Source organism: Bradyrhizobium sp. OK095, from assembly GCF_900109945.1.
GTDB lineage: Bacteria > Pseudomonadota > Alphaproteobacteria > Rhizobiales > Xanthobacteraceae > Bradyrhizobium.
Map to the genome: position 1 here is coordinate 557828 of NZ_FOBX01000002.1, position 24538 is coordinate 582365.

Genomic DNA, 24538 nt, shown 5'->3' on the forward strand with positions numbered 1-24538 from the left:
GGGGGCTTTTTGCTGACATGAACCATCTGCGCAGGCATCTGCTCAAAGCCGTCGGGCTCTTCGCCACCAGCCGCGCGTGGGCCAATGATCAACCGTCGATCCCAAGGGAGACGGACATGCAGCCGTCGTCAGTGAAGCCACGTCACGTGCTCTGCTTCCTTGGCAAGGACGATAGCCTGCTACATCCGCCGAAGGCGGTGGCCAAAACGATCGCGGATTTCAACTTCGAGATCGATCGCACTTATTCGCAAGGGAAGCCCGATCCGCACATGGAGCGATCGTTCGGGGTGTCCTGGGACCGCGTCTTTCCCAATGCCTGGTCCGCTACGGACGAAGCTGCGGTGGCCAATCATAAGGCGGTGCTCTACGTGCTGAGCCCGCCACTGGAGCAGCAGAAATCAGTCGCCTATTCGGCAGCGGCCTTGCGCATCGTCGAGGAGATGATCGAGGCCGGCGCCACCGCCGTGAAGGGCGAAAGCGCCGGCGTTGCTCACGGCCTCGCGCGGTGGATGCAATTGGCCGCAGAGTGCAAGGCGGCGGCGAGGACGAACCAGGGGCTCGCCGTCACGGCTGCGATGAGCCGGACCTGCCGCCTCGCCTTCGCCAAGCGCCCGCTCGGCGGCAACAGCTACAACGAAAGCGTGGGCTTCCACCTCGTCGGGCTGCCGGAGGTCTATGTCGCGAAGTCGCGCGGCAGCGACCGGGATGCGGTGAAGCTGACGGACGAGATCGCCGACGCCATGGCGGAACACGGCGTCGATGCGAGCTTGCGCGAGCGCAAGCTCGCACTTTCGCAAGGGTCGCAATACGCCGACGACGATTTCAAGTTCAATCCGTACGGGATCGTTCGTATCGAGGCTTGAGTGCGGGGCGCACCGCATCAATCCTTGCGCGCGACGCATTCGCACCGGCATCTGAAATAGACTGCGTCCGGATCGGTTCCCCAGCCCTCCCATCCGGCAAGCGCGGCCTGAATCTCGTCGGCGGTCGCGAGCGCCTTGCTGAGAAGCTGCGGCCCGAGTCCGAGCAGGCTTCGCCGCGCATCCGCGACGGCTGCGCTGCGGCTCGCGGCATCGGCGCTGTGGTTGACGTAGCTGGCCCCCGCCCAGACCGGCGCGAAACCGTGAGCACGAAGAATGGAGCCCTGCCGGCGGCCGAAGCGAATTGCTTCTGGATCGTCGTGCTCGTACCAGCGTTGCCAGAGATCAAGCGCGAGGCGTACGCCGTCGAGTTCGGGGTGAAGCACATTACCGCCGACATCGGCGTCACGTGTTGCGAGGAAGCCACCCGGCTTCAGCACCCGTCGGGCTTCCGCCAGCGTTCGGGTCAGTACCGCCTCGCTCTGATGGTAGAGCACCGCGTGAAAGAACACGGCGTCGAACGATCCATCCTCGAACGGCAGCGCGGTCATGTCGGCCTCGGCAAAGGCGAGGTTGGTCAAGCCCGCCTCCGCCGCGCGGGCGCTACCGGCGGCGATCGCCTTCGGCTCGATATCGATCCCGACCGCTTTTCCGACAACGCCCGCGAGTGCGGCCGTGATGGTCCCGGGTCCGCAACCCGCGTCGAGCAGGATCGTGTCCGATGTCAGGAACGGAACGAAAAAGGCGGCTGAATCGCCGCCTCGCTTCTGCTGAAACTCCACGATGGAGCTGTCGTACCGCATCGGCCGCATCCTCGGCCGGAACTCCGGCGCAGTCATTCAGACTGCGCCGATTCCATGTCCGATGGATGAAGCCGCTCAGATCGCCGGCTTATCAGGACCTTGCAGCTTGGCGTGCAGGTTGATCAGCCACATCGCCGTCGGCCGCAGGATGAAGAGGTCGGCGACGAGCGCCATCACCATCGAGAAAGCGCTGAGCCAGCCGAACAGCCGCAGTGACGGCAGATCGGAGAACACGGTGACGACGAGGCCGCAGGCCAGCACCAGCGTGGTCAGGATCAGCGCCGGGCCGACCAGCACGGTCGCGCGCTCCACCGCGAGCGCCGAACCGACGCCCGGCTTGCTCTCCAGCCTGAGGCGATTGAGGAAGTGGATGGTGGCGCTTAAGCCCAGGCCGAACGAGACGGTCAGTGCCACGACGCTGGCGAATTGCAGCCCCTCGCCCATCGCCCAGAGCACCGTTCCCGACATCACCACCGGGAAGATGCCCGGCAGGATGCAGGCGAACATCACGACCCAGGAGCGGAAGGCAAGGCCGATGAAGATCGCGACCAGCGCGAACTCGACGGTGAGCCCGCGGTTGAGTTTCTCGATCATGCCGGACGAGTTGCGTGCGGCGATGGCGGCAAGACCCGTCACGGCTACTTCATAGCCGGGATGCTTCTTGCGGACGGCGTCGAGCTCGGAATCGAGCTTGTCGACGATCGGCAGGAGCTGGCTGGAATCCTTGTCCGGCACGCGGCCGGCGACCACGACCGCATCCTGCTCGGCGTCGATGAAGCGCCGCACCAAATGCTCGGGAATGACGCTGACATATTCCTTGAGTGTCGCAACGTCGTCGCTGCCGGCTTTTGCCGCAAGCCAGCGGCGCAGCGTCTCGACCGACCAGACATTGCCGACACCGGCCGCCTTCTCCACGGTCGCGTGCACGTCCGCGATGGTCTGCAGCGTCTCCGGCGAGTAGAGCGATTCACCCTTGGGGAACTGGACCAGCACGTTGACCGGATTGGCGCCGGTGAGCTTGGCATCGAGCCGGTCGCTGGCGGCAACCGCCTGGCGCTTGTCCGGGACCTGGTCGGCGAGCCGGTAGCGCGGTTCCAGATTGGCGTAAATGACGCCGAGGCCGGCGACGAACACCACCGCGATCAGGCTGAACAGGCCGGGACGGCCTACCATACGCACCGCGATCCAGTAGCAGAAATTACGCAGCGCCTGGACGCCGGCATCGGCGCTCTGGAACTTGGTCGCAAAGAGTTTCTCGTTGCGCACCAGCAGCACGCCGAACACCGGCACCAGCGACAGCACCGCGACCAGCGCGATGATGGTGGCGGCTAGACCCGCCTCGCCGAATTTGCGGATCAGGTCGGAGTCGGAGAACTGGAGCGCGATGAAGGAAATGCCGGCGGTGCCATGCGTCAGCACGCAGGCCGGCCCCACCACCAACACGGCGTTCTTGAATGCGGTGAACTTGTCCTGGCCTGCGATCAGCCGGTCTCGCGCGGCAAACGTCAGCTGCATCGAGTCGGAGAAGCTGATCACCATGATGAGCGGCGTCATCACGTTCAGGAACATGTTGAGATTGAAATTGGCCCAGCCGAGCGCGCCGAGCGCCAGCAGGATCGCGATCATCGGCGGGAACGCCGCCGCCACCATGAACGAGACCTTGCGGAAGAAGATGATGGCGATGACGCAGCCGGCGAGGATGCCGAGGATGTTGTAGGTGAGGCCGTCGCGCTCGACGGCGTTGCGGATCTCCAGCTGCATCACCGGCACGCCGGAGAGCTGCACGTTGAGCCCTGTATCGCTGAGGTCTTCCTTCATCAGCGCGCGGATGTCCGCAATGGTCTTGGTCAGCTTGCTGGAGGCAACCACTTCAGGATCGAGCGACAGCACGATCAGCGCCAGCGTGCCGTCCTCCGACAGCAGCTTGCCGCGGATGATCTCGTTGTTCTTGACGGTCTCGATGAACTTGTCATAGGCCGCGCCCTCGGGCAGCTCGGGCGGGAACAGCGCCGCCGGCAGCTTGCCCGGCGCCGGCGCCTGACGCGCGGAGAACAGCGAGACGAGGCCGCGCGTGCCCTCGACGAGCTGCATGTCGGTGACGAAGTCGCGCAGCTTCTCGAGGTTGTTCCGCGCCAGCAGGGTCTTGCCCTCGACCACGACGAGGACGTCGAATTCTTCCGCCGGGAACTTCTTTGTCACCGCTTCGTACTGGCGGAATTCCGGCGTGTTGGACCGGAACAGCTGCGACAGCGAATCGTCGATCTTGATCCGATGGATGCCGAACACCGCGCCGACGATCAGCACGAGCAGGACGATGCAGGAGACGATCGGCGCCCGGACGGCGATCAGCCCGATGCGCTCGAGCCCGAAGGCGATCGAGGACGCAGGTCCCTGCTCGACCTTGTCGACATGAACCTCATTCTCGCGGTGCTTTTCGAGCATGCCTTGTCCAGTTCCTAAATCGGCTCAAGCTGTGAGCTTATTGCGTCCCGCGAACGGCTTGAAAATGCCATACCAATGGGAGGCTTGCCCTTTGAAAATGCGCGGAAAATCGCCGCGTGGGGTTTAGCAGGTCAGTCACCCTTTTCGCAAGCAGGCGGAGGGTGGCCAAATCGATCAAGATGCAGCGATTTTACCGGAATGCCCTTCATTCGGGCAAAGCCGTGCCAATTCGACGCGGCGCGCGGTCGGCGCTCTCGTCTTTCAGCGCCACGCCAGTGACTTCCCGCGCCAGCCCCTCGCGGATCAGCCAGGCGATCTTGAAGGCCGCCTCCTGATAGCTCAACCCAGCCTTGCGGATGTTCGACACGCAATTGCGCTCGGCGTCGGTGCGGCCGGGTTTTGGCGCGAAGGTCAGATAGGCACCGAGACTGTCGGGCGCCGACAGGCCGGGCCGCTCGCCGATCAGCGTCACCACCATGCGTGCTCCGAGAATGGCGCCGATCTCGTCGCCAAGCGCGACGCGCGCGCCCGAGGCGACGACGACATGGCGGAGCGCGACATCGTCCCCGTTCGCGAGCAGCGGCAGCAGGTGCTTCAGCAAACCCACCGCATGGGCGTGGACCGCCGCCGCCGACAGGCCGTCACCGATCACGACTGCGATCTGGCATGGCTCGCTCGCACCTCGCGCCAGAAGCTCCGCCGATTCGGTATCGAGCTGTCGTCCGAGATCCGGACGACGCAGATAGTCGCGGCGGTCGACCGCCCGGCTCCGCGCCTCGGTGACGACGAGACCAAGCGCGCGAAGTTCTGCAACCAGTCGCGGCGCATCGAAGGCAGCGTGCACGGCATCGCGGGCGCGGGCATGGTCGAGCGTGAAATCGAGCAGCGCCTTCGTCGGCACGCTCGCGCCGCTGCGTCCGAGCGCGACGCGCGCGGGCGTGAGCGACCTGAGATCGAGGGTCGGGCGGCGCGGGACGGCCGGATCAGACATGTCGCATCATTCGGCGGGAACGGAGGCCTCGCGCAGCCGCAGCGAATAGTTCGAGGCGTTCGTCTCGCCGCTGGACGCCGCACGCGCGAAGGTGATGAGATGATGCGCGATCAGGGTGCAGCCGATCAGGCCTTCGAGGTCGCCCTGCTTGATGCGTCCCATCGCGAACTTCCAGAACACCCTCTTGTAGTCGCCGAGCACGCCGACCTTCCAGAAGATGTTCCTGATCATGATCAGGCCGCGCCTGATGTTGCGCCAGGTCTTCATCTCGTCCGGCACCGGCATCTTGAGGCGGTGCGGATAGGTGTGGTCGCATTGATACTGGAAGCGCGCGAACACCTTTTCGGGCTCGTAGGCGACGCTCATGGCGTGCTTCCAGGACGCCACGACGTCGTCGTAAGGAAGCAGGAAATTGACGTTGGAATCACGCCCGTCATCTTCGACGAGGCGCCCTTCCCGCTCCAGCCGGTCCCACAGCGGCGTCTTCGGCAGCGCCTGGAGCAGATTGATGGTGAGCAGCGGAATCCGGGACTCCTCGACGAAGTCAAGCAGCGCGTCCGCGGTATTCGCCTTGTCGGTGTCGAGCCCCATGATGATGCCTGACACCACCTCCATGCCGTAGGAATTGATGGTGCGCACGCCCTCGAGGATCGGGACCATCATGTTGTGGTCCTTGTGCATTGCCTTCAGTGCGTCGGGATCAGGCGTCTCGATGCCGCAGAAGATGGTGATGAAATAGGCCTCACGCATCTTCTTGAGGATCTCGGGACGCTTGGCGATGTTGAGTGTCGCCTCGCAGGCGAGGCGCACCACATAGCCGGTCTTCTTCTGCCATTCGATGAGGTGCGGCAGCAGATCCATCGCTGCCTTGCGGTTGCCGATGAAATTGTCGTCTACGAAGTAGACAGTGTCGGTCATGCCGCATTCGCGCAGGCGGTCGAGCTCGGCGATGATCTGTTCCGGCGACTTGATGCGCGGATTGCGGCCATAGAGGCCGGGGATGTCGCAGAACTCGCACTCATAGGGACACCCGCTGGAATACTGGATGCTGCCGAGCATGTATTTCTTCACGTCGGCGAGCTCGTAGGCCGGGATCGGAAACTCCGTCATCGGCACGCGGTCCTTGGTGGTCAGCACCACCTGGGCCTCGGGACGCGCGATGTCGCGCGACAGGATCTCGAACAGCTGGTTGGTGGCGTCGCCGAGCTCGCCGACGTGGAGATAGTCGAACGACGGATAATAGTCCGGGCAGGCGCTGACCGAGGGACCGCCGAGCGCGACCGGCAAATCGAATTCATGCGCGCGGCGGCAGATGTCGTTCATCTGCTGGCGCTGGATATGCATGCCGCTGACAAAGACCACTTCGGCCCAGTCAAACTCCTCCTTCGTGGCGCGCCGGAGGTTTTCGTCGACGAACTTGACCTGCCAGTCCTCGGGCAGATAGGCCGCGAGCAGCAAAAGCCCCTGCGGCGGCATGAAGGCGCAGACGCCGTCGGTCAGCGGATAGGAATGCTCGAACGTCCCGAACGACGAGGTGTATCGCGGAAACACACAGAGAATCCGCCGGGCCGTCCCGTTGCTTTCAGCTCGCATTGAAGCTCCCCCGCCACGCTCGACCTGGTTGCGGAAATTGCCAGCCAGACACATAGCGTAATGCTGCTGCCGGAATTTCTCAATATTGTGGCACCATCTTAATTCGCGAGGGCCGCCAATAGTTTCCTCCGGGGTGTAGGCGCTCCCCCGCGTCAGGCGATCAGCCGCGAGGCAAAATCGGGCAGCAGGCCCGCATCGCCGGCCAGACGGAAATCGGCGCCCGCAAGGCCTGACCGCACCAGCCAATCGTCGAATTCCGGCGCGCGGCGCAGGCCGAAGACGTCGCGGACATAGAGCGCGTCGTGAAACGACGTCGACTGGTAGTTCAGCATGACGTCGTCGGCGCCGGGGACGCCCATGATGAAGGTGACGCCGGCAGCCGCCAGCAGCGTCAGCAGATTGTCCATGTCGTCCTGGTCCGCCTCGGCATGGTTGGTGTAGCAGATGTCGATCCCGAGCGGCAGGCCGAGCAGCTTGCCGCAAAAGTGATCCTCCAGCCCGGCGCGGATGATTTCCTTGCCGTCGTAGAGATATTCCGGGCCGATGAAGCCGACCACGCTGTTGACCAGCAATGGCGAAAAGGCGCGGGCGACCGCATAGGCGCGGGCCTCGCAGGTCTGCTGGTCGACGCCGTGATGGGCGTTGGCTGACAGCGCCGAGCCCTGCCCGGTCTCGAAATACATCACGTTCTCGCCGACCGTGCCGCGCTTCTGCGACAGCCCGGCCTGCTGCCCCTCCTTCAGAAGCGCGAGGTCGATGCCAAAACTGCGGTTGGCGGCCTCGGTGCCGGCGACCGACTGGAAGACGAGATCGACCGGCACGCCCTGCCCGATCAGCGACAGCGTCGTCGTGACATGGGTCAGCACGCAAGCCTGCGTCGGGATTTTTAGCCGCGCGATGATCTCATCGAGCAGGCGAAGCAATTGCGCGATCACGGCGGGATCGTCGCTCGCGGGATTGATGCCGATGCAGGCGTCGCCCGCCCCCAGCAAGATGCCGTCGAGGATCGAGGCGGTGATGCCTCTCGCATCGTCGAAGGGATGGTTGGGCTGGAGCCGCGTGCTCATCCGCCCCTTCAGGCCGATGGTGTTGCGGAAGGCGGTGGTGACCTCGCATTTCCGCGCCGCCAGGATCAAATCCTGGTTGCGCATCAGCTTTGAGACCGCGGCCGCCATCTCCGGGGTGATGCCGGGTGCGAGCTTGCGCAAAACCTCTGATGTCGCGGCGTCCGACAGCAGCCAGTCGCGGAAGGCGCCGACCGTCAGGGAGGAGACCTGTGCAAACGCCTTGGCATCGTGGCTGTCGATGATGAGACGGGTGACCTCGTCGGCCTCATAGGGAACGACCGCTTCCTGCAAGAACTTCCCGAGCGGGACATCGGCCAGCGCCATCCGCGCCGCGATCATCTGCTCGGCGCTGGCAGCAGCGATGCCGGCCAGGCGGTCACCGGAGCGCGGCGGGGTCGCCTTGGCGAGCAGATCGCGCAAATCAGTGAAGGTGTAGGTCGTGGCGTCGATGGTATGGCGGTAGACCAAAGGCCCCTCCGGAGGTTCGTCGGCCAGTGGCCGACTCACAATCGAATACGCGGTTGCCGGCCGGCGTGCACGCTGATGTTTGGGGCAAACCAGGCGATCGCCGGGGCCGCCTGCCGGAAATCGATAGGATCACCCCAAATCACTGCAATAGCTCGTATTTCGCTCGACCGCGGCCGCACACGCTGGACTGGCACGTTAACGCTGCATCCACCTTCATCCTGCATAGTTTTGCATCAATTTACACGACCGCGCGCACCGGCCGCTCCCGGCCATTCAGGCCCCTGAAATCATGACCATCGATCGATCTGGGAATGCCACTCGCTTGGCAGGCCGTTTCACGCTTGCGACCAAGCTCTATGCGATCTTCGCGCTGTTCGCCCTGCTGACGGCGGCGATCGCGATGCTGTCGGACTACAACAGCCGCCGCAGCGCCGACCTGACCAGTGCGATCGAGACGGCGAACGCCGCCGCGCTGAACGTCGAGCGCGTCAACTCGCTGGTCTATGCGGTGGTGATGGAATCGCGCGGCGTCTACATGTCGACCGAGCCCGCGGTCGTGAAGAAATACGGCGAAGGCCTGCTCAAGTTCAACGACCAGATCCTGGGTGTCGTGAAGCGCTGGGAGACCATCGTCAAAGCCGACGATGCCGAGCAGTTCGCCACCTTCAAGAAGCGCATCGAGCAATTCGTCGAGTTCCGCAAGGAGCTGGTCCGCCGCGGCGTCGAGATCAACGCGGCCGCGGGCCGCGAATGGGGTGACAACGACGCCAACCGCGCCGTGCGCTCGGCGCTGAACAAGGACCTCGAGGCGCTGTCCAAGGTCTATGCCGAGCGCGCAAAGCAGATCGCGCTTCAGACCGAGACCAACCGCATCCTGTCGCTGGTGCTGACTTGCCTTGGCGGCGTCGCACTGATGCTGGTCGTGATCGGCATCGTCATCATCGCACGTTCGATCGCCCGCCCCCTCTCCGCCATCACCGCGGCCATCAAGCAGGTCGCCGACGGCGCCGAGAATGTCGTAGTGCCGCATGGCAACCGCGCCGACGAGATCGGCGCGCTGGCACGCGCTATCCAGATTTTTCAGGACGCGATGGGCCGCAACCGCAACCTTGCCTCGCAGGTTTCGCAGGACTCCGCCGCGCGCGAGCAGCGCGCCCGCCATATCGAACAATCCGCCGAGGAATTCCGCGAAGCGATCGGCGCGATCATGCGCGGCCTCAGCGACAACGCCTCCGTCATGCGCGAGACCGCGCAGACCATCACGCGTGTCACTGCGGATGCGAGCAACCGCGCCGGCACGGCGGCCAACGCCACCGAGCAGGCCTCGCACAACGTCACCGCGGTGGCAGGCGCGGCCGAAGAGCTGTCGGCCTCCGTCGAGGAGATCGGCCGCCAGGTACGGCAGAGCGCCAGCGCGGTCGAGCAGACCGGCCAGCGTACCGAGAAGTCGATCACCGAGATCGAGAGCCTTGCGGCCGTCACGCAGCGCATCGACGGCGCGCTCGGCCTGATCCGGGCGATCGCCGAACAGACCAACCTGCTCGCGCTCAACGCCACCATCGAAGCCGCGCGCGCGGGCGAAGCCGGCCGCGGCTTTGCCGTCGTCGCGCATGAAGTCAAGGCGCTGGCGGGCCAGACCGCCAAGGCGACCGCCGAGATCGGCGAGAACGTGTCCCTGATCCAGGCTTCCACCCGCAATGCGGTCGACGCCGTCCGCGAGATCGGCGGCGCGGTGCGCGAGATCAACACGGTGACCTCCGCGATCGCCGGCGCCGTCGGCCAGCAGGACCAGGCGACGCGCGAGATCTCGTCCAACGCGCAAAGCGCCGCGCAGGGCAACGAGACGCTGGTCGCCAACATCACTTCGCTCCGCGACGCCATCGGCGAGACGGATACGGCGGCAGCCTCAGTGCTGACGGCCGCGGGCAGCCTGACGGAGACGGCGGACACGCTGTCGCGCGAGGTGGAGAAGTTCTTCCAGAACCTGCGGTCGGACAGCCGCATCGCCAAGGCGGGATGACGGCGCGCCCGCCGCCCGCGAAGCACACTTTCCGCGCGCGTCGCCCGCTTGAGCCAAATGCCTGCATTGAGTCCGATTTTGTTGCGAAAGCCGGCTGTCAGTCGATCACCTCGTCCGCGCGCACCAGTAAGGACGGCGGCATCTGGATGCCGAGCCCTTTGGCGGTCTTCAGGTTGATGACCGTCTTGAACTGCGTCGGCTGCTCGATCGGAACGTCGGCCGGGTTGGCGCCCTTCAATATCTTGTCGACGAAAACGGTGGCGCGGCGAAAAATTGCGGTGAAGTCCACTCCGTAACCCACCAGCGCGGTCCCTCGGGAAGCGACAATGGGTGCGGCAACCGACGGCACGCGGCACTTGTCGACAATCGCGGCGACCATGGAAGAGTTGGTGACGAACGCATTGGCGTCCGTGATCACGAGGCCGTCCATAGGGGTCGAGCCGACGACTGACAGCGCGCTTTCGAGGTCGCCGGGGATGCCAATTTCGATCGGTCGCAGTTCGATCTTCAATGCCTGCGCAGCGGTCGTCATAGCGCGCATGGTACCATCGTTCAGAGGGTTTCCTCGCTGCATCAGCACCCCTGCGCGGGTTATGGAGGGAGCCAGGCTCGCGAGAATCTCCAACCGCTTGGCGGCCAGTTCTGTCAGGAAAAAGGTTTGTCCCGTGATGTTGCCGCCGGGATGAGCCATGCTGGCTGCAAGGCCTATGGCCACCAGATCGGGGCCCACGATCATCACGGTCGGAATCTTTGTCGTCGCATGGTGAGCAGCAAGAATCCCCGGAAATGTGGCTGTCGCGAGCACGTCGACATCGAGGGCGACCAGTTCAGCCGCCAGCGCCGGCAACCGGCTGTCGTCGCCGCCGGCGTCGCGATATTCGACATGAACGTTTTCGCCCTCAACCCAACCGAGATCGCGGAGCCCCCCGAGGAATGCATCGACCTCCAAATTTCGCGGTGGGGGGAGGAAAAGCCCAATGCGGGCGATTCGCTTCGCTTGCTCGGCGCGTGCCGCTATAGGTCGCGCCAATGCCCCACCAACCAGAGCCATGAACTCACGTCGCTTCATGCCAACCTCAATCTCATAACCTTGAGCAGAGGGTACGCAATTTTCGACATGGGTCCAAGCCGGCATGGGTCCAAGCCGAAGCCTTCGGCCGTGTTCAGCTAGAGCCGACAATAGCCGTCACAAACAAAAACTCGAAAGACAACCCCCATGCACAGCGGCCGGGGCCAGCGAAATCAATCGCTTGGCCGCGAGCACAACGATTGCTGATTTTACAAAGTCCGTTTGACTCGTCGGGCAAAACACTGGGTGATGTCATTATGGGCAAAGGCCGGCGTCTCGAGGCATGTCCGCCTAAGCACCTCCTCGACTAAGCGATATTCACAATCCGCCTAACAGCGAAGGCATGTCCGCTCTACTTGCGTGAGCGAACATTTTCACGTCGTCAGGCCAATTCAGCGACGGGCCAGAAGCCGACATCTTCATTCTATTCAACGACCTCATCGGCGAGGGCCAGAATAGCCGGAGGCACGGCGATGCCGAGCGATCTTGCCGTTCTTTGATTGATCACGAAGAGAAATTTGCTCGCCTGCAGGATCGGCAGGTCACCGGGCTTGGCACCTTTGAAAATCTTTCCCGCGTACGCCCCGGCGTTGCGCCATCCTTCCATCGTGTCGGTCGAGTAAGACATTAGGAGACCGGCACGTCCCCATTCGGGGTAAGGGCCAAAAGTCGGCTTGCGTGTCGCCGTCACGAACGCCATCACCTGCGCCATATGGGCAAACAGAAGGGGTTCGCCCGAGATGTAAAAAGCGTCGACCTGATCGCTGAGGCCCGCGGCGAAGACTCTCTCCAGATCATCAGGCGTTTTGATATCGTAGAGTAGGACTTGAAAACCGGCCTGGTCGGCAACTTTCCGCAGGGCTTCCTTCTCCTTCAGCATCACTGGCCCACCGGCAGGGCCGATGACGCCCAGTCGTTTCAAGTTGGGCACGATTTCCCTGAATAATCCGAGGCGTTTTTGGGCCATGGTCTCTTCGCCGCCGACCGCGTTCATCACATTGCCGGTGATCATGCCGCCCGGATGCACATAGCTTTGGGCCAGTCCCAGCGCGATCGGATCTGCAGCAACGCCGGTGAACACGATTGGAAGTTCGGGGTAGAGTTTGCGAGTAGCACCGATCCCCATCGTGCCGATCACCAGGACGCGCGGCTTGAGCGAGCCCAACTCCTGTACGAGGTTGTCGATGCGGCTGTAGTCGCCTTCGAGAAAACGTTTCACGAGAGAATAGTGCGTCCCCTCGCTTAGCCCTTCGTCTGCGAGACCCTGGCGCAGCACGGTCACTCTCTGTCTTGCAAGATCGGTGTCTTCCTTGATGTGGATCAGAAGCCCAATCATCGGCAGGGTTGCCTTGCTCTGACCGTAAGCAGATCGCGCACATGCGGCCACGACCGTGGCGGCAATGCCGAGGAATAGCCTGCGCCGCATCGATCCTCCTGAAGACTGTTGAGTAGGCGGGGTGCTGGAGGCTTCGGCCAAAGTATTAGGAAGCTTGCCACGGGCGGCTTGAGTTCCGCAATGGGGTCACAAGCTTGACACCGCAGTACCGGGGCTCAGAGGTCCGCCATGGCGCCGCAGGCTCGCTCGCGGCCCGTCAATCCAATCACAAGCCCAAGCGCCATCTCAATCAGCCCACCCCCTGCTCCGCCAGAAAACGCGCAAGCGCATCGGTCTGCTGCGCGCCCACAACAGCACCAATATAACCGTCCGGCCGCACCAGCACCCAATCCCCCGGCGACACCGTGTAGGCGCGGCGGAAGTGTCCGTTGTCGTCGATGAGCTCGCCATCCGGACCAATGCAGTGGATGTGCAATCCCGCGCGCGCCGGCACGGCGCCGCGTTCGACCTCGTAGCCAAGCAGCGTCCAGTGCGGCCCCTTGAGCAGCTCGAACAGGCGCATGGGCTGTCCGGCCGCACCGCGGAACGGCGCGTCCGGTGCGCGGTCTCCCGCGAGTACGCCTGCGACGCGCTCCGGTTTCTCCAGCGCCAGCGGCGAGCCGGGATGGCCGATGTCGAGTTGCTGGACCTCGCGACCACGCCTGATGTCGCCGCGTTTGGCGGCTTCCAGCAGCCCCGTGGCGAGGCCGAGCATGCTCGCGGCGATGGGACGGCGTTCGCTCTCATAGCTGTCGAGCAGGATTGCGGGAGCACCGCCGATCACCGCCGCGAGCTTCCAGCCGAGATTGTAGGCATCCTGCACGCTGGTGTTGAGGCCCTGTCCACCTGTCGGCGGATGAATGTGAGCCGCATCGCCCATGAGAAACACGCGGCCATCCCGGTAACGATCGGCGAGGCGCGCGTTCATCTGATAGGCCGAGGCCCAATGCACGGCGTGAATGCGGATATCGTCGCGCCCGGTGCGTTCAGCGACCATCGTCGCAAGCCCCTCGGTCGACAGATCGACCTCGCCTTCGCGCGGGACCGGCGCCTGCAACTGAAAAAACTCCGTTCCGGCCAGCGGACACAGCGCGAGCTGGCGGTCCATCGCACCGTCGTTGAAGCGATGCCATGCTGTGCGGTCCAGCCCCGTCAGGACAATATCGGCCACCACGGCGCGCACGCCGAGCGTCTTGCCTGGAAAACCGATATCGAGCGCGTGCCGCACGAAGCTGCGGCCACCATCGGCACCGACGATGTAACGCACTTGTATTGTCTCCTCACCGGCCTTGCCGGAAAGGCGCGCTGTCACACCGTCCTGATCCTGCTCCAGGCCGACCAGCTCGCAACCGAACTCCACACAGTGGCCGAGCTCAAGCAGACGCTCACGCATGACGCCCTCGGTCAGGAATTGCGGGATCATCAGCGCCATGTGGTAGGGCTCGGCGGGTGTCGCGGCGATGTGCTCCGCGACCTCTGACTCGGTGAAGCTGCCGTCGTCGCGGTAGACGCGCTGCGGCGGGTACAGGCCGCCGGCTGCGACGATGCGGTCAATGATGCCAAGATCCTCGAAGATCTCCTGGGTGCGCGGCTGGATTCCCTTGCCGCGCGACCCGTGGAACGGACGGTCCATCTTCTCGATCAGCCGGAACGAGACGCCACGCCGCGCCAGATCAATCGCGAGCGTGAGGCCGGCCGCGCCGGCGCCGCAGATCAGGACATCGACCGTGAATTGCTTTGTCATGGGACCCTCAATATGTGTATTATGCACACATAAGACCGAGGACGGCGGAATGTCAAGAAGCGTGCAAAATACACATATTAAAAAGCAGGTGCGTTCGCTTCACGAAGCGTTGATCGACATCATCAGCGTCATCAACCGCCGGCAGGGCGACGAGATGATGATCCGCGAGGCCGGCATCTCGCTCGATCGTGCGCTGTTTCCGCTGCTCGTCGGCATCGAGCGGCGCGGCCCGATCGGCGTCGTCGACCTCGCCGACCGCATGGGACGGGACTACACGACCGTCAGCCGGCAGGTCGCGAAACTGGAAACCCTGGGCCTGGTCAAGCGCCGCGCCAGCGAAGCGGATCGCCGCGTCAGCGAAGCCACCATCACCCCGAACGGCAAAACCATGACGGACGCGGTGGACAGGGCACGCGAACGGATCGTCGGGGGAATGTTTGCAAGCTGGGACGATCACGATGTCGACGAACTGGTCCGCTTGATGCGCAAGCTTGCAGATGCGATGACCGCGCCAGGAGACCCGGCGTAGAATCGACACGGAAGCACCGCCTTCGGCTGACCTGTCAGCGCCGGCTTCTGCTCGACGGCGCGCCGAAGATGCCTCGATCCGGCACGTCGTCGATTCCGATGAAGCGCTTCCTCGTCATTTCCCGTCGAGGAAAGCGCGCACCTTGCTCACGGTCTGCGCCGGCTGCTCTTCCATGATCCAATGTCCGGCGCCGGTGATGATGCCACCGTCCACCTTTGTGCCGACGTCGCGCATGATCGCCGCTTGCTGATCGCCGAAGGACTTTTCAGCGCCCAGGGCGAGGATCGGCATGTTCAACTTGGTCGCGGCAAAAACCTTGTTGTCGGTGGCGTCCTTCCCGAACGCCGCGAACTGCTCGAAGGCGTAATGCATGTTGCCGGGCCGTGCGTAGAGCTTCGCATAATGGTTTCGCGTCGCTTCGTCGATGGCCTTCGGATCAGCCGACAGCTCGTTGTAGAACCGGTCGAGATAGATGCGCTCGCGGCCTTTGACCAGGCGATCGACGTCAGGGCCGCGGAAGTTGAAATGCCAGAGCATGGGGCTTTTCAGGATTTCGTCCCAGGGACCTATGCCAGGCAGCGGCGCATCGATGACGACCCATTTGGTGATGCGATCGGAATATTGCGCCGCAAGCGCATAGCCCACCATGTTGCCAATATCGTGAGTCACCAGATCGGCCTTCTGGACATTGAGCTTGTCCATGAGCATGGCAATGTCGACGCCCTGGTTTTTCTTGTCGTAGCCACCCGCGGCCTGGGACGACAGCCCCATGCCGCGCAGGTCTGGAACGATCACGGTGTGGTCCTTGTAAAGCGCCTTGGCGAGCGGGGCCCACATGTCGCCCGTGTCGGCGAAGCCGTGCAGGAGGACGACAGCCGGTCCCTTTCCACCAACGCGGACATGCAGGGTGACGCCATTGACCGAAATATTTTCGATTCTGAAATCCGCGGGGAAGGATTCGATCGCTGCGACCGCGGGTCGGCCGCCCAAGATGATCAGGATGGTCAGGATGGAGACGAAAATTGCCGCGATGGACCGCGCGCTGGACGTCCGGCTGCACGGGACGAAACTGTGCATTGTTGACCTTCTCGTTGATATGCCGAGGCACAATGCCGACGGAGACTCACCAAATATTCCAGTCCACCAAAGCACACCATGCTACCTTCTGACCAGATGCGGGTCCCAAGTTTTGCGCGAGCGCCCGCAATGCTGTCTGCCTGGGCTATCACCCTGCCCCGCTTGATCAGCCCTTGCCTCCGGCGGCCAGGTGCATGCATTGAGCGGCGTGGACCCGGCCTGAGATCGATTACGGAAACGCTGCCTGATGACCAAGACCAATCGCGTGCTGTTTCTCTGCACCGGCAATTATTATCGAAGCCGCTATGCCGAGGAGATTTTCAACCATCGCGTCGGGCTCGAAGGGCTGGCCTGGCTTTCCTTCTCGAGAGCCGTCGCCGAGACACTCTCTCCTGCGAACGTCGGGCCGATCTCGCCCTACACGTTGGAGGCCCTGCAAGCGAGCGGCATCGCGCCGGGAGGCGCTGCGCGATATCCGGTGCTCTGCACGCTCGACGACTTTGCCAAGGCCGAGCTCGTGGTCGCGTTGAAGGACGCGGAGCACCGGCCGATGATCGAGCAGCGCTTTGCCGGCGTCGCCCATCGCGTCCAGTACTGGGACGTGGATGATATCGAATATCTCGATTCTGCGACGGCGCTGGCCAAGATCGACGAACAGGTTGGGCTATTGATCGGAAGCCTGCAAATCCGCGACCGGTAGCGGCAAGCTCTTTGCATATGACCTTTCGTCAGATTGTATAAAGCAAGACCAAGAAGGAATACCATGAGCCAGACGCGGCGCGTTCTCTCGGCGCAAGTCGCCCACGAGACCAACACTTTCTCGATCGTTCCGACGACGCTCGAGGACTATCGCAAGCGGCTATTTCTGCGTGATGCCGAGATCGCCGCGGCGCTGGCCGACACCAGAATGGAGATCGCCGCGCATCTGGCCGCAGCCAAAAATTACGGCTGGACCCTGGTGCAGCCGCTCGCCGCCGCAGCCACCCCATCCGGGAAGGTGACGGCCGAGTGCTGGGCCGAATTGCAGCGCCTGGTCTACGCGGCCTGTGAAACGGGGCCGCTCGACGGCGTCATCCTCGCATTGCACGGCGCGATGGTGACCGAGACCGACGACGACGCCGAGGGGGCGCTGCTTGAGGGATTGCGCAAGCGTCTGGGCGAAACGATCCCGATTGCGGTGACGCTCGATTTGCATGCCAACGTCACTGAACGCATGGGCCGGCTGGCCAACATCATGCTGCCCTACCGCACCTATCCGCACATCGACCAGTATGAGACGGCGTTCCGCGCCGCCGAGCTGCTGCAGTCGGCGATGGACGGTAAGACCCGCCCGAAAGTCTTCCGCCTGCAGGGATCCCTGCTCGAAGGATGCAATCACGGCCGGACCCAGGGCGGCGTGATGAGCGACCTGCTGGCGCGCGCCGCGGACATGCAGGCGCAAACGCCCGGCCTTCTGTCCGTCGACGTCTGCGCGGGCTTCAGCCGATCGGACATTGCCGAGGTCGGCCCCAGCGTTCAGGTCACCTACGACGCCTCCCACAACGCCGCCGAAACAGCTGCCCAACAGGCCGCGGCCTCGCTCCACAACGAGATGGTCCGCCGGCGCGCCGAAGTCACCGTCACGGCGCTCGACTTGCCGGCCGCGACGGAGCTTGCCGTCGCGGCCGCAGCTGACGTCGCGGATACCCGTCCCCTCGTGATCGCCGACTTCAGCGACAACCCGGGTTCGGGCGCCTACGGCGATGGCGTCCGCCTGCTGGAGGCGCTGCTGCAGGCCGAGGTCCGTGGCGTGCTCTTCGGTGTCCTCGGCGACGGCGAAGCCGCGGCCCGCTGCCATGCCGCGGGCCTTGGGGCCAGCCTCGATGTCGTCGTCGGTGCCAAACGCCACCCAGCGAGCTACGGGCCTTCGCTCACGCTGACGGGACGGGTGACAGGCCTGTCGGACGGCGCCTTCGTGTGCGAGGGGCCGATGAATGCCGGTCAGCCCATGACGCTCGGCCCTTCGGCCCTGCTCGAGGTCAACGGCATCTCCATCGCAATTTCGACCAACACGCTGCAGACCTACGATCAGGAAATGTTCCGAATTCTCGGAGCAGAACCGGCTCAATTCCGGATCGTCGCAGTCAAGTCCGCACACCACTTCCGGGCTGCCTTCGGGCCGATGGCCAAAGAGGTGATCCTCGCCGATAGCGGCGGCCTTGCTACCTTCGACCACACCAAGCTGTCCTACCGAAAAGTCCGTCGTCCGGTCTGGCCGCTCGACGAGATCCCGCCGGGTTGAATCTCCCCGCGCGGGCTTCGCCGATTGCCGGATTCCCGTGAGCGCCGGGGAACGCGCAGCATCAATCACCCGGCCGTGCTTCGTTTGGCATCCCGGCTCATCCCGCGATGCCGAACGAAAAACCCCAGCACGGATGCCGGGGTTTGCGATATGGCCCGCGTACATCCGGCGAACCAATCGTCGCGTAGAAGACTAGCAACGGAATTTGAACGGATGATGACGGGGGTGAGTCGACAAAATGTCGCTTCCGACGAGAGTACCCTCCCCTGTCATCACACCATCAGCAGCGTCTTGATCGCGCGGCGCTCATCCATCGCCTTGTAGCCTTCTGCGACTTGCTCGATCGGCAGCGTAAGATCGAACACCTTGCCCGGCTGAATGCGTCCATTGAGCACGCGGTCCATCAGGTCGGGCAGGAACCGCCGCACGGGCGCTGGACCGCCCAGCATGCGCCGCTGTCCGAAGAACAAGGCCTGGCCGTCGAAGGTCACGCCATGGGGAACGCCGACATAGCCAATGCTGCCGCCGGGGCGTGTGCATTCGAGGGCTTGCGACATCGCTTCCTGGGTGCCGACGCATTCGAGCACGGAGTCGGCGCCGACGCCGCGGGTCAGCTCCTTGACGCGCGCGATGCCTTCCGCGCCGCGCTCGACGACGATATCGGTCGCGCCAAATTCTCGGGCGAGATCCTGCCGGGTCTTGTGGCGGCTCATGGCGATGATGCGCTCGGCGCCCATCTCTTTCGCTGCGAGCACGCCCATGAGGCCGACCGCGCCGTCGCCGACCACCGCGACCGTCGAGCCTTGCTTCACATTCGCAGCGTCGGCCGCGTACCAGCCGGTCCCGAGCACGTCGGAGGTCGCGAGCAGATGCGGGATGAGGTCGCGTCCCGGCATCTCCGGGGTCGCGACCAGCGTGCCATCGGCGAGCGCGACGCGCGCGTAAGGAGCCTGCGCGCCCGACATGAATTCACGCTGCTCACACGAGGACTGGAAACCGAACTTGCAGTGTGGACAGGTGTTGTCCGACAAGCAGAACGAGCCGACGACGAACTGGCCGGGCCTGATGGTCCGCACCGCGCTGCCGATCTCGACGACCACGCCGCAATATTCGTGACCCATATGCGCGGGGCCCTGGTTCGGCTGGAGCCCACGATAGGGCCAGAGATCGGAGCCGCAGATGCAGGTCGCCGACAGCTTGATGATCGCGTCGGTCGGGCTGATGATCTTGGGATCGTCGATCGTTTCGTAGCGGACATCGCCGGGCCCGTAGAGGATTGTCGCCTTCATTGTTGGTCTCCGTTGGACGTGCGCACGCCGGGTTCAAAGGTGACGTGATTGCCGGCAACGCGAGAGGGATCGATCGCCGGAAACAACGGATCGATACGGACCGTGCCGGTGAAATACTCCGCCGGGGCGCGGACTGACGGCTGGGAGCCTGCTTGTCTTATCTGCATTTGTCGCCTCCTTGATATTTTGGGTTACAGAATCGCGCTTGCCGGCGCGCAAGCAGCGCATTGCGGGCTCGCCTTGCGGCGAAGCGCTCCGGCGAAAATCGCGAGCGACGAGAACATGAGGATGACGGCGCTGAACAGAAACGTGGCCTTGTAGCCGCTGCTGTCGAACAGGATGCCGCCGCCGGCCGCACCCATGGTGATGGCGAGCTGAACCACCGCGACCATCAGGCCGCCGCCTGCTTCCGCATCGTCAGGCAGCGCATTGCTGACCCACGTCCACCAGCCCACGGGCGCCGCCGTGCCGACGAAGCCCCACAGGAACATCAGCGCCACCGTCGCGGCGAGTGAGGAGCCAAACGCCGTCAGCGCAACGGCGATCACGGCCATCACGGAGGGCATGATGACGAGGGATGCGTAAAGACGCTCGCGGATGACAAATCCGATCAGTGACGTGCCGACAAGACCGGCCAAGCCCATCACGAGCAGCAACCCCGAAATGGTCGTGACGTCGACATGCGTCACCGTTTCGAAGAAGGGCCGCAAATACGTGAACAGTGAGAACTGGCCGAGGAAGAACAGTGCCGCTGCGAGCATGCCGTAGGGAACCCCAGGACGGCGCAGGACCCTGAATGCCGCCAAGGCGCTTGCGCGTTCCCGGCTCGGCATCTCCGGCAGGGTGACGAATTGCCAAAGCAGGGTCAGCGCGGCAATCGGCACGACGCAGAAGAACGCGCCGCGCCAGCCGATGTACTGGCCGAGGAAGCTGCCGAGAGGCGCGGCAATCGTCGTTGCAAGAGCATTGCCGCCATTGAGGACCGCAAGTGCGCGCGGGACATCCTTGGCCGGCACGATACGGATCATCGTTGCGGCGGACATCGACCAGAAGCCGCCGACGGCCATGCCGACGAGCGCACGCCCGGCCATGAAGAGCGGGTAATTGGGAGCGAAGGCCACAACGACGCCCGAGACCAGCGTGACGCCGGTCAGCCACAGCAGGACGGACCGGCGATCGATCCCGCGCGTTGCGGCCGAGATAAAAAGACTGGTGAGGATGGCGAAGAGGCCGGATATGGAAATGGCTTGCCCGGCCTGCCCCTCGGTCAAATGCAGACTATCCGCGATCGGCGTGAGCAGGCTCACCGGCATCCATTCGGATGCCACCAGCATCGAGGCGCAAAGAGACAGCGCGAAAACCGCGCTCCACGCGCGCTTTGGCTGCGTCGTTTCTTGGTCGGCGGTGACGTCCATCGGGGATCCACGTGTCGCGAAGCGCCCAGGCTGGCGCTGTTCACGGCAACACATAGCGCCGCCGGCGGCATTCGATTAGCCGCTATAATTTGCTTGCATTAATCGATGCAGCTCATGAATAGTGCCGGCCATGGCAACTCAGGATTTCAACGATCTGCTGGCTTTCGTGGCCGTCGCCCGCGAGCGCAGCTTTACCAGGGCCGCAGCGAAGCTGGGCGTGGTTCAATCGACGCTCAGCCATACGATCAAGCGGCTGGAATCGCAGATGGGCCTGCGGCTGCTGACACGCACCACCCGAAGCGTCGGCCTGACCGAGGCGGGCGAGCGGCTTTTGCAATCGGTTGCGCCCCGCATCGAGGAGATCGATCGCGACATCGCCGCGCTGATGTCGCTGCGCGACACGCCGTCGGGCACCATCCGGATCACGCTGTCGGACCATGCGCTCGAAAAAGTCGTCTGGCCGAAGCTGGTGCCGGTCCTGAAGAAATACCCCGACATCAAGGTCGAATTCAGCCTCGACAGTGGTTTCCGCAACATCGTCAAGGATGGCTTCGATGCGGGCATCCGCCTCGGCGAGAGCGTCGAGAAGGACATGATCGCGGTGCGCATCGGCCCGGATTGGCGGCTCGTCGCGGTCGCCTCGCCGGCCTATCTGAAAGCGCACCCGAAACCGAAGCACCCGCAAGATCTCGTCGATCACGCCTGCATCAAGCGGCGTCTTGCGTCCGGCGGTCATTATGTTTGGGAGTTCGCCAAGAACGGTCCCGACCTCAGGGTCCGTGTCGAGGGGCAACTGACCTTCAATGACTCCCGCGCGATGATCGAGGCCGCGGTGAAAGGCTTTGGCATCGCCTATCTCCCCGAAGACATGGTGGCGCCGCAGGTCCGGTCCGGGGAGCTCGTCATCGTGCTCGACGACTGGTCGCCGAAGTTCGACGGCTATTACATCTATTATCCGACCTCGCGGCAGAACTCGGCGGCCTTCAAGGTGATCGTCGACGCGCTGCGCCATCACGACGTGCGAAGAAAGCGCGGCTAGGGGAATCGGCAGCGTATGTCGAACAGAGCGGAATTATCGTGCCAGGCTGGACGGATCGACAAATATTCGAACGCGGCCAACATCCTCAACTTCACGATAGCGGCTGAGCTCTGTCTGGAGTTCGGGATCTGAATTGGCCCAGGCCAACCAGTCGAACGGGACCGTGCTCTGCAGATAGGTATCCACGAGAATCACGTCGGGGCGGCCGTTTCGCAGATCTGCCAACAACTGCCGCCGCTCGAAATGTACGATGCTGTCCAGTTTTGCTCGCTCTTCCCGCGTTGACTGCGAGCTGTTCTGGACCAGCATTGCGCCGGCCGTCAGCAGTTGCACGCACGAGCTGCCCACCCAAGTCCCATCGATTTGACGGACGAGCGGATGCCCCAGAGCGACGTGATCGGTAATCGTGAGCAGTCGCGGGTGCTTTGCAAGTGCCTGGATATGCCGCTCCAGCGGCGGAAATTCCTGGCGCGACAGCGACAAACAGAACCCGATGAGCGCAACGCCAACGAAGCCGCCGATCTTGACCGACATCGGCAAATTCCTTGTGCGAACATGTAGCAACGGCGCTGCAATCGCAAACAGGCAAAACGCGTATGCCGTGTATGTCCAGCCCTTGCCTTGAAGGACGAAACTCACGGCCCCGCCAATGGCTGCGGCCAGCCAGGGGGTTGCGTCGCCTCCCATTTTAAGGCCTTGCGGAGCGATCTGGCGCAGAAACACAATGCAAGCCGTTATCACGACGATCGGGAAAGGAAGCAGACCAGCCAAATCCTTCCTCATTGCCAGATAGGTGGCAGCGACCATCGGGGCATAGGTGAACAGATAATCGGGAAAGACGATAACGACCACCGCCCCGTAGCCGATGACGATCGCGGCGGCGGCACACGCTTCAGGGGTGAACAAGGGCCTGAGAGAACGTTGGCGGATGACGCCAAGGATGATCGGAAGGCCTGCCACGAGAGCAAGGTAGGGCTTGATGCTGATGGCCAGCCCGGCACTCAGTCCTGCCAGGATCGCAACCAGTCCGGGTGAAAGGCCACGCCAGCGGATCGCAGTGATGGCGACAAAGGGGGTCAGCGCGATGACGGCTATGTGCTCACGCTGCCCGAATACGGCGCAGGGAAGGACTGCGAACAAAAAAGCGAGCAAGCACGTTGAAGTACTTCTCTCTCCAGCTCCCAACTTCGCCGCCGCGGCGGCGCGATCGATCATCATGAGCGCGGCAACGATCTCGATCATCACCAGGATGATCACGATGATCTCAGGCGCAATACCGGTTATTCGCGCAAGCAGCGCCGCAGGCATGTACAGGTAGACCGATAGCGGCGGATTCAGCTCGAAGACGTCGACTCCGAGCTTTCGGCCATCCAGAATTTGCTCTCCTTCAGAAAGCAGGCAGCTCAAATCCGCGTTAAGAACGACAGGCATTTGAACAAGCAAGGCCGTCAGGAGGATCGCGGCCACGACAATCCAACGCTGATTCAAGCCGGAATGACGTCCCGGCATGCCCGGGGTGCGACCGCCTGTTGTGACGTCGGCGAAAGACGTCTGTTCCGGCGGAAGCGATCTATTTTCATTCACCTGCGCTAACCTGCCGTGGCGTGCTCGGCGGTACTCTCAATCAGCAGTCGTTACTATTGTACTACAATGATCTGAAGCGATGATGTCATGGCCTGAAACAATGCTGTTTTACGGCCTGCGGGGCGTAGAAACGCGGGGCCGGACTGCCCCGCTACCCCGCCGTCGTTTCCGCACTCCCGGAGTGCTGTAACTCCTTTGGGTAGGAATTTCAGCCAACCGGCCCGGGAGTCCAATCGTCGCCGGACAGCGGCGTGACGGTGACGTCAGGAATGACTCCAAGATCCATGCCCGGGTCGAAATGGCGCATCGTCCGCTCATTGAGGTCGATGATGCGGCCAGGCTTGAGCGGCCCCACGTCATTGATCTTGACGATGACCTTCTTGCCGACGGCCTCGACGAGAGCAAATTTCGGTCGCGCCCCGAATTGGACGCCACCAAATTTCTGACGCAAGCTCGTCTTGATGGCAGCCGTCCAGACCTCGGGATCATAACGCTCGCCGGAGGCCGTGCTCGGGCCGCCCTCCTCCTTGCCGGGCTTGAACGGATTATACGTGGATGCGGCGCCAACGATCGCATCCCCGGAGGCGGCATCGACGACGGCGATGAGATGGACCTCACTTGTTTCACTTCGAGCAACGGTAACGGAAACGGCAAGCGCAACCAGGGCGCCGCAAATCGCGGCGCTCGAGCGGAACACCATTATATCTCCTTTGATTTTTTTCGATCGTCCGGTTCCCGATGCCGCAGAACATGGTCAAGCGAACGCGGAAGCGTTTCGAACTTGCGCCAATCGTTTGCGGATTCGAGCCAACCCCTGGGCTGCGGAACCGTAGTGGGAACCTGAGCGGCTCCGCACAGTGTTTTCGTTGTCGCCGTCTAAGACAGGGAATGA

The 24538-nt window shown here is 63.4% G+C and carries 20 protein-coding genes; 6 read left to right on the forward strand and 14 right to left on the reverse strand.

The annotated features are described in order from the left end of the window. The first annotated feature begins 17 nt into the window (after positions 1-17). On the forward strand, positions 18-863 hold the full coding sequence (locus BMW89_RS07600) for a hypothetical protein (RefSeq protein ID WP_092024255.1): 846 nt from the start codon (positions 18-20) through the stop codon (positions 861-863). Between the two features lie 17 nt (positions 864-880). Here the strand turns inward: BMW89_RS07600 and BMW89_RS07605 are convergent, their stop codons facing one another. The 5 genes from BMW89_RS07605 to BMW89_RS07625 all read right to left on the reverse strand — a co-directional run bounded on the left by BMW89_RS07605 (position 881) and on the right by BMW89_RS07625 (position 8224). Next, positions 881-1663, reverse strand: coding sequence for a class I SAM-dependent methyltransferase (locus BMW89_RS07605; protein ID WP_177195899.1), 783 nt, complete (start codon positions 1661-1663; stop codon positions 881-883). Positions 1664-1738: 75 nt separating this feature from the next. Then, positions 1739-4105: an efflux RND transporter permease subunit gene (locus tag BMW89_RS07610; RefSeq protein ID WP_092024259.1), complete on the reverse strand. Its 2367-nt coding sequence runs from the start codon at positions 4103-4105 to the stop codon at positions 1739-1741. 205 nt (positions 4106-4310) lie between these two features. Then, positions 4311-5096 carry an ethanolamine ammonia-lyase subunit EutC gene (gene eutC / locus BMW89_RS07615; RefSeq protein WP_092024261.1) on the reverse strand — a complete coding sequence of 262 codons (786 nt, stop codon included), beginning with the start codon at positions 5094-5096 and terminating at the stop codon, positions 4311-4313. A 6-nt stretch (positions 5097-5102) separates the two neighbouring features. After that, positions 5103-6689: a B12-binding domain-containing radical SAM protein gene (locus BMW89_RS07620; protein WP_177195900.1), complete on the reverse strand. Its 1587-nt coding sequence runs from the start codon at positions 6687-6689 to the stop codon at positions 5103-5105. A gap of 152 nt (positions 6690-6841) precedes the next feature. Next, positions 6842-8224, reverse strand: a complete 1383-nt coding sequence (locus BMW89_RS07625; RefSeq protein WP_092024265.1) for an ethanolamine ammonia-lyase subunit EutB — start codon at positions 8222-8224, stop codon at positions 6842-6844. Between the two features lie 289 nt (positions 8225-8513). Between BMW89_RS07625 and BMW89_RS07630 the strand changes: the two genes are divergently transcribed. After that, positions 8514-10244 carry a methyl-accepting chemotaxis protein gene (locus BMW89_RS07630; RefSeq protein ID WP_092024267.1) on the forward strand — a complete coding sequence of 577 codons (1731 nt, stop codon included), beginning with the start codon at positions 8514-8516 and terminating at the stop codon, positions 10242-10244. Between the two features lie 97 nt (positions 10245-10341). Here BMW89_RS07630 and BMW89_RS07635 read toward each other — a convergent pair whose 3' ends face one another. From BMW89_RS07635 to BMW89_RS07645, 3 genes are all read right to left on the reverse strand, one after another. Next, a complete protein-coding gene (locus BMW89_RS07635) occupies positions 10342-11313 on the reverse strand; it encodes an ABC transporter substrate-binding protein (protein ID WP_092024269.1) in 972 nt (323 codons plus the stop codon). A gap of 424 nt (positions 11314-11737) precedes the next feature. Continuing rightward, positions 11738-12739: an ABC transporter substrate-binding protein gene (locus BMW89_RS07640; RefSeq protein WP_092024271.1), complete on the reverse strand. Its 1002-nt coding sequence runs from the start codon at positions 12737-12739 to the stop codon at positions 11738-11740. Positions 12740-12938: 199 nt separating this feature from the next. Beyond that, positions 12939-14432 (reverse strand): FAD-dependent oxidoreductase, encoded by a 1494-nt coding sequence (locus BMW89_RS07645; protein ID WP_092024273.1) that lies wholly within the window; start codon positions 14430-14432, stop codon positions 12939-12941. Positions 14433-14481: 49 nt separating this feature from the next. Between BMW89_RS07645 and BMW89_RS07650 the strand changes: the two genes are divergently transcribed. After that, positions 14482-14961: a MarR family winged helix-turn-helix transcriptional regulator gene (locus BMW89_RS07650; RefSeq protein ID WP_092024275.1), complete on the forward strand. Its 480-nt coding sequence runs from the start codon at positions 14482-14484 to the stop codon at positions 14959-14961. A 114-nt stretch (positions 14962-15075) separates the two neighbouring features. Here the strand turns inward: BMW89_RS07650 and BMW89_RS07655 are convergent, their stop codons facing one another. Then, entirely contained in the window at positions 15076-16038 is a 963-nt protein-coding gene (locus BMW89_RS07655) for an alpha/beta fold hydrolase (RefSeq protein ID WP_092024277.1), read from the reverse strand. A gap of 247 nt (positions 16039-16285) precedes the next feature. Between BMW89_RS07655 and BMW89_RS07660 the strand changes: the two genes are divergently transcribed. Next, the gene (locus BMW89_RS07660) at positions 16286-16738 is read left to right on the forward strand and encodes an arsenate-mycothiol transferase ArsC (RefSeq protein ID WP_092024279.1); all 453 of its coding nucleotides are present in this window, start codon (positions 16286-16288) and stop codon (positions 16736-16738) included. Between the two features lie 63 nt (positions 16739-16801). Continuing rightward, positions 16802-18319, forward strand: a complete 1518-nt coding sequence (locus tag BMW89_RS07665) for a M81 family metallopeptidase (RefSeq protein ID WP_092024281.1) — start codon at positions 16802-16804, stop codon at positions 18317-18319. A gap of 272 nt (positions 18320-18591) precedes the next feature. Here BMW89_RS07665 and BMW89_RS07670 read toward each other — a convergent pair whose 3' ends face one another. Genes BMW89_RS07670 through BMW89_RS07680 form a run of 3 tightly spaced genes read right to left on the reverse strand, consistent with a single transcriptional unit; the run spans position 18592 to position 21023 of the window. Further along, a complete protein-coding gene (locus BMW89_RS07670; RefSeq protein WP_092024283.1) occupies positions 18592-19608 on the reverse strand; it encodes a zinc-dependent alcohol dehydrogenase family protein in 1017 nt (338 codons plus the stop codon). After that, positions 19605-19775 carry a cupin domain-containing protein gene (locus BMW89_RS07675; protein ID WP_210187558.1) on the reverse strand — a complete coding sequence of 57 codons (171 nt, stop codon included), beginning with the start codon at positions 19773-19775 and terminating at the stop codon, positions 19605-19607. The genes BMW89_RS07670 and BMW89_RS07675 overlap by 4 nt, the downstream gene beginning before the upstream one ends. 24 nt (positions 19776-19799) lie before the next feature. After that, a complete protein-coding gene (locus tag BMW89_RS07680) occupies positions 19800-21023 on the reverse strand; it encodes an MFS transporter (RefSeq protein ID WP_092024285.1) in 1224 nt (407 codons plus the stop codon). Positions 21024-21153: 130 nt separating this feature from the next. Between BMW89_RS07680 and BMW89_RS07685 the strand changes: the two genes are divergently transcribed. Beyond that, a complete protein-coding gene (locus BMW89_RS07685) occupies positions 21154-22062 on the forward strand; it encodes a LysR family transcriptional regulator (RefSeq protein WP_092024288.1) in 909 nt (302 codons plus the stop codon). A gap of 33 nt (positions 22063-22095) precedes the next feature. On the opposite strand, the gene BMW89_RS07690 is transcribed toward BMW89_RS07685, so the two are convergent. After that, positions 22096-23646: a hypothetical protein gene (locus tag BMW89_RS07690; protein ID WP_244547546.1), complete on the reverse strand. Its 1551-nt coding sequence runs from the start codon at positions 23644-23646 to the stop codon at positions 22096-22098. Between the two features lie 208 nt (positions 23647-23854). Continuing rightward, positions 23855-24346 (reverse strand): septal ring lytic transglycosylase RlpA family protein, encoded by a 492-nt coding sequence (locus tag BMW89_RS07695; protein ID WP_092024291.1) that lies wholly within the window; start codon positions 24344-24346, stop codon positions 23855-23857. Between the last annotated feature and the right edge of the window lie 192 nt (positions 24347-24538).

Bases quoted from the DNA above. Each gene is read 5' to 3' on its own strand.
- BMW89_RS07600 (WP_092024255.1), top strand. From the start codon at position 18: ATGAACCATCTGCGCAGGCATCTGCTCAAAGCCGTCGGGCTCTTCGCC.
- BMW89_RS07605 (WP_177195899.1), bottom strand. From the start codon at position 1,663: ATGCGGTACGACAGCTCCATCGTGGAGTTTCAGCAGAAGCGAGGCGGC.
- BMW89_RS07610 (WP_092024259.1), bottom strand. From the start codon at position 4,105: ATGCTCGAAAAGCACCGCGAGAATGAGGTTCATGTCGACAAGGTCGAG.
- eutC (WP_092024261.1), bottom strand. From the start codon at position 5,096: ATGTCTGATCCGGCCGTCCCGCGCCGCCCGACCCTCGATCTCAGGTCG.
- BMW89_RS07620 (WP_177195900.1), bottom strand. From the start codon at position 6,689: ATGCGAGCTGAAAGCAACGGGACGGCCCGGCGGATTCTCTGTGTGTTT.
- BMW89_RS07630 (WP_092024267.1), top strand. From the start codon at position 8,514: ATGACCATCGATCGATCTGGGAATGCCACTCGCTTGGCAGGCCGTTTC.
- BMW89_RS07635 (WP_092024269.1), bottom strand. From the start codon at position 11,313: ATGAAGCGACGTGAGTTCATGGCTCTGGTTGGTGGGGCATTGGCGCGA.
- BMW89_RS07640 (WP_092024271.1), bottom strand. From the start codon at position 12,739: ATGCGGCGCAGGCTATTCCTCGGCATTGCCGCCACGGTCGTGGCCGCA.
- BMW89_RS07645 (WP_092024273.1), bottom strand. From the start codon at position 14,432: ATGACAAAGCAATTCACGGTCGATGTCCTGATCTGCGGCGCCGGCGCG.
- BMW89_RS07650 (WP_092024275.1), top strand. From the start codon at position 14,482: ATGTCAAGAAGCGTGCAAAATACACATATTAAAAAGCAGGTGCGTTCG.
- BMW89_RS07655 (WP_092024277.1), bottom strand. From the start codon at position 16,038: ATGCACAGTTTCGTCCCGTGCAGCCGGACGTCCAGCGCGCGGTCCATC.
- BMW89_RS07660 (WP_092024279.1), top strand. From the start codon at position 16,286: ATGACCAAGACCAATCGCGTGCTGTTTCTCTGCACCGGCAATTATTAT.
- BMW89_RS07665 (WP_092024281.1), top strand. From the start codon at position 16,802: ATGAGCCAGACGCGGCGCGTTCTCTCGGCGCAAGTCGCCCACGAGACC.
- BMW89_RS07670 (WP_092024283.1), bottom strand. From the start codon at position 19,608: ATGAAGGCGACAATCCTCTACGGGCCCGGCGATGTCCGCTACGAAACG.
- BMW89_RS07675 (WP_210187558.1), bottom strand. From the start codon at position 19,775: ATGCAGATAAGACAAGCAGGCTCCCAGCCGTCAGTCCGCGCCCCGGCG.
- BMW89_RS07680 (WP_092024285.1), bottom strand. From the start codon at position 21,023: ATGGACGTCACCGCCGACCAAGAAACGACGCAGCCAAAGCGCGCGTGG.
- BMW89_RS07685 (WP_092024288.1), top strand. From the start codon at position 21,154: ATGGCAACTCAGGATTTCAACGATCTGCTGGCTTTCGTGGCCGTCGCC.
- BMW89_RS07695 (WP_092024291.1), bottom strand. From the start codon at position 24,346: ATGGTGTTCCGCTCGAGCGCCGCGATTTGCGGCGCCCTGGTTGCGCTT.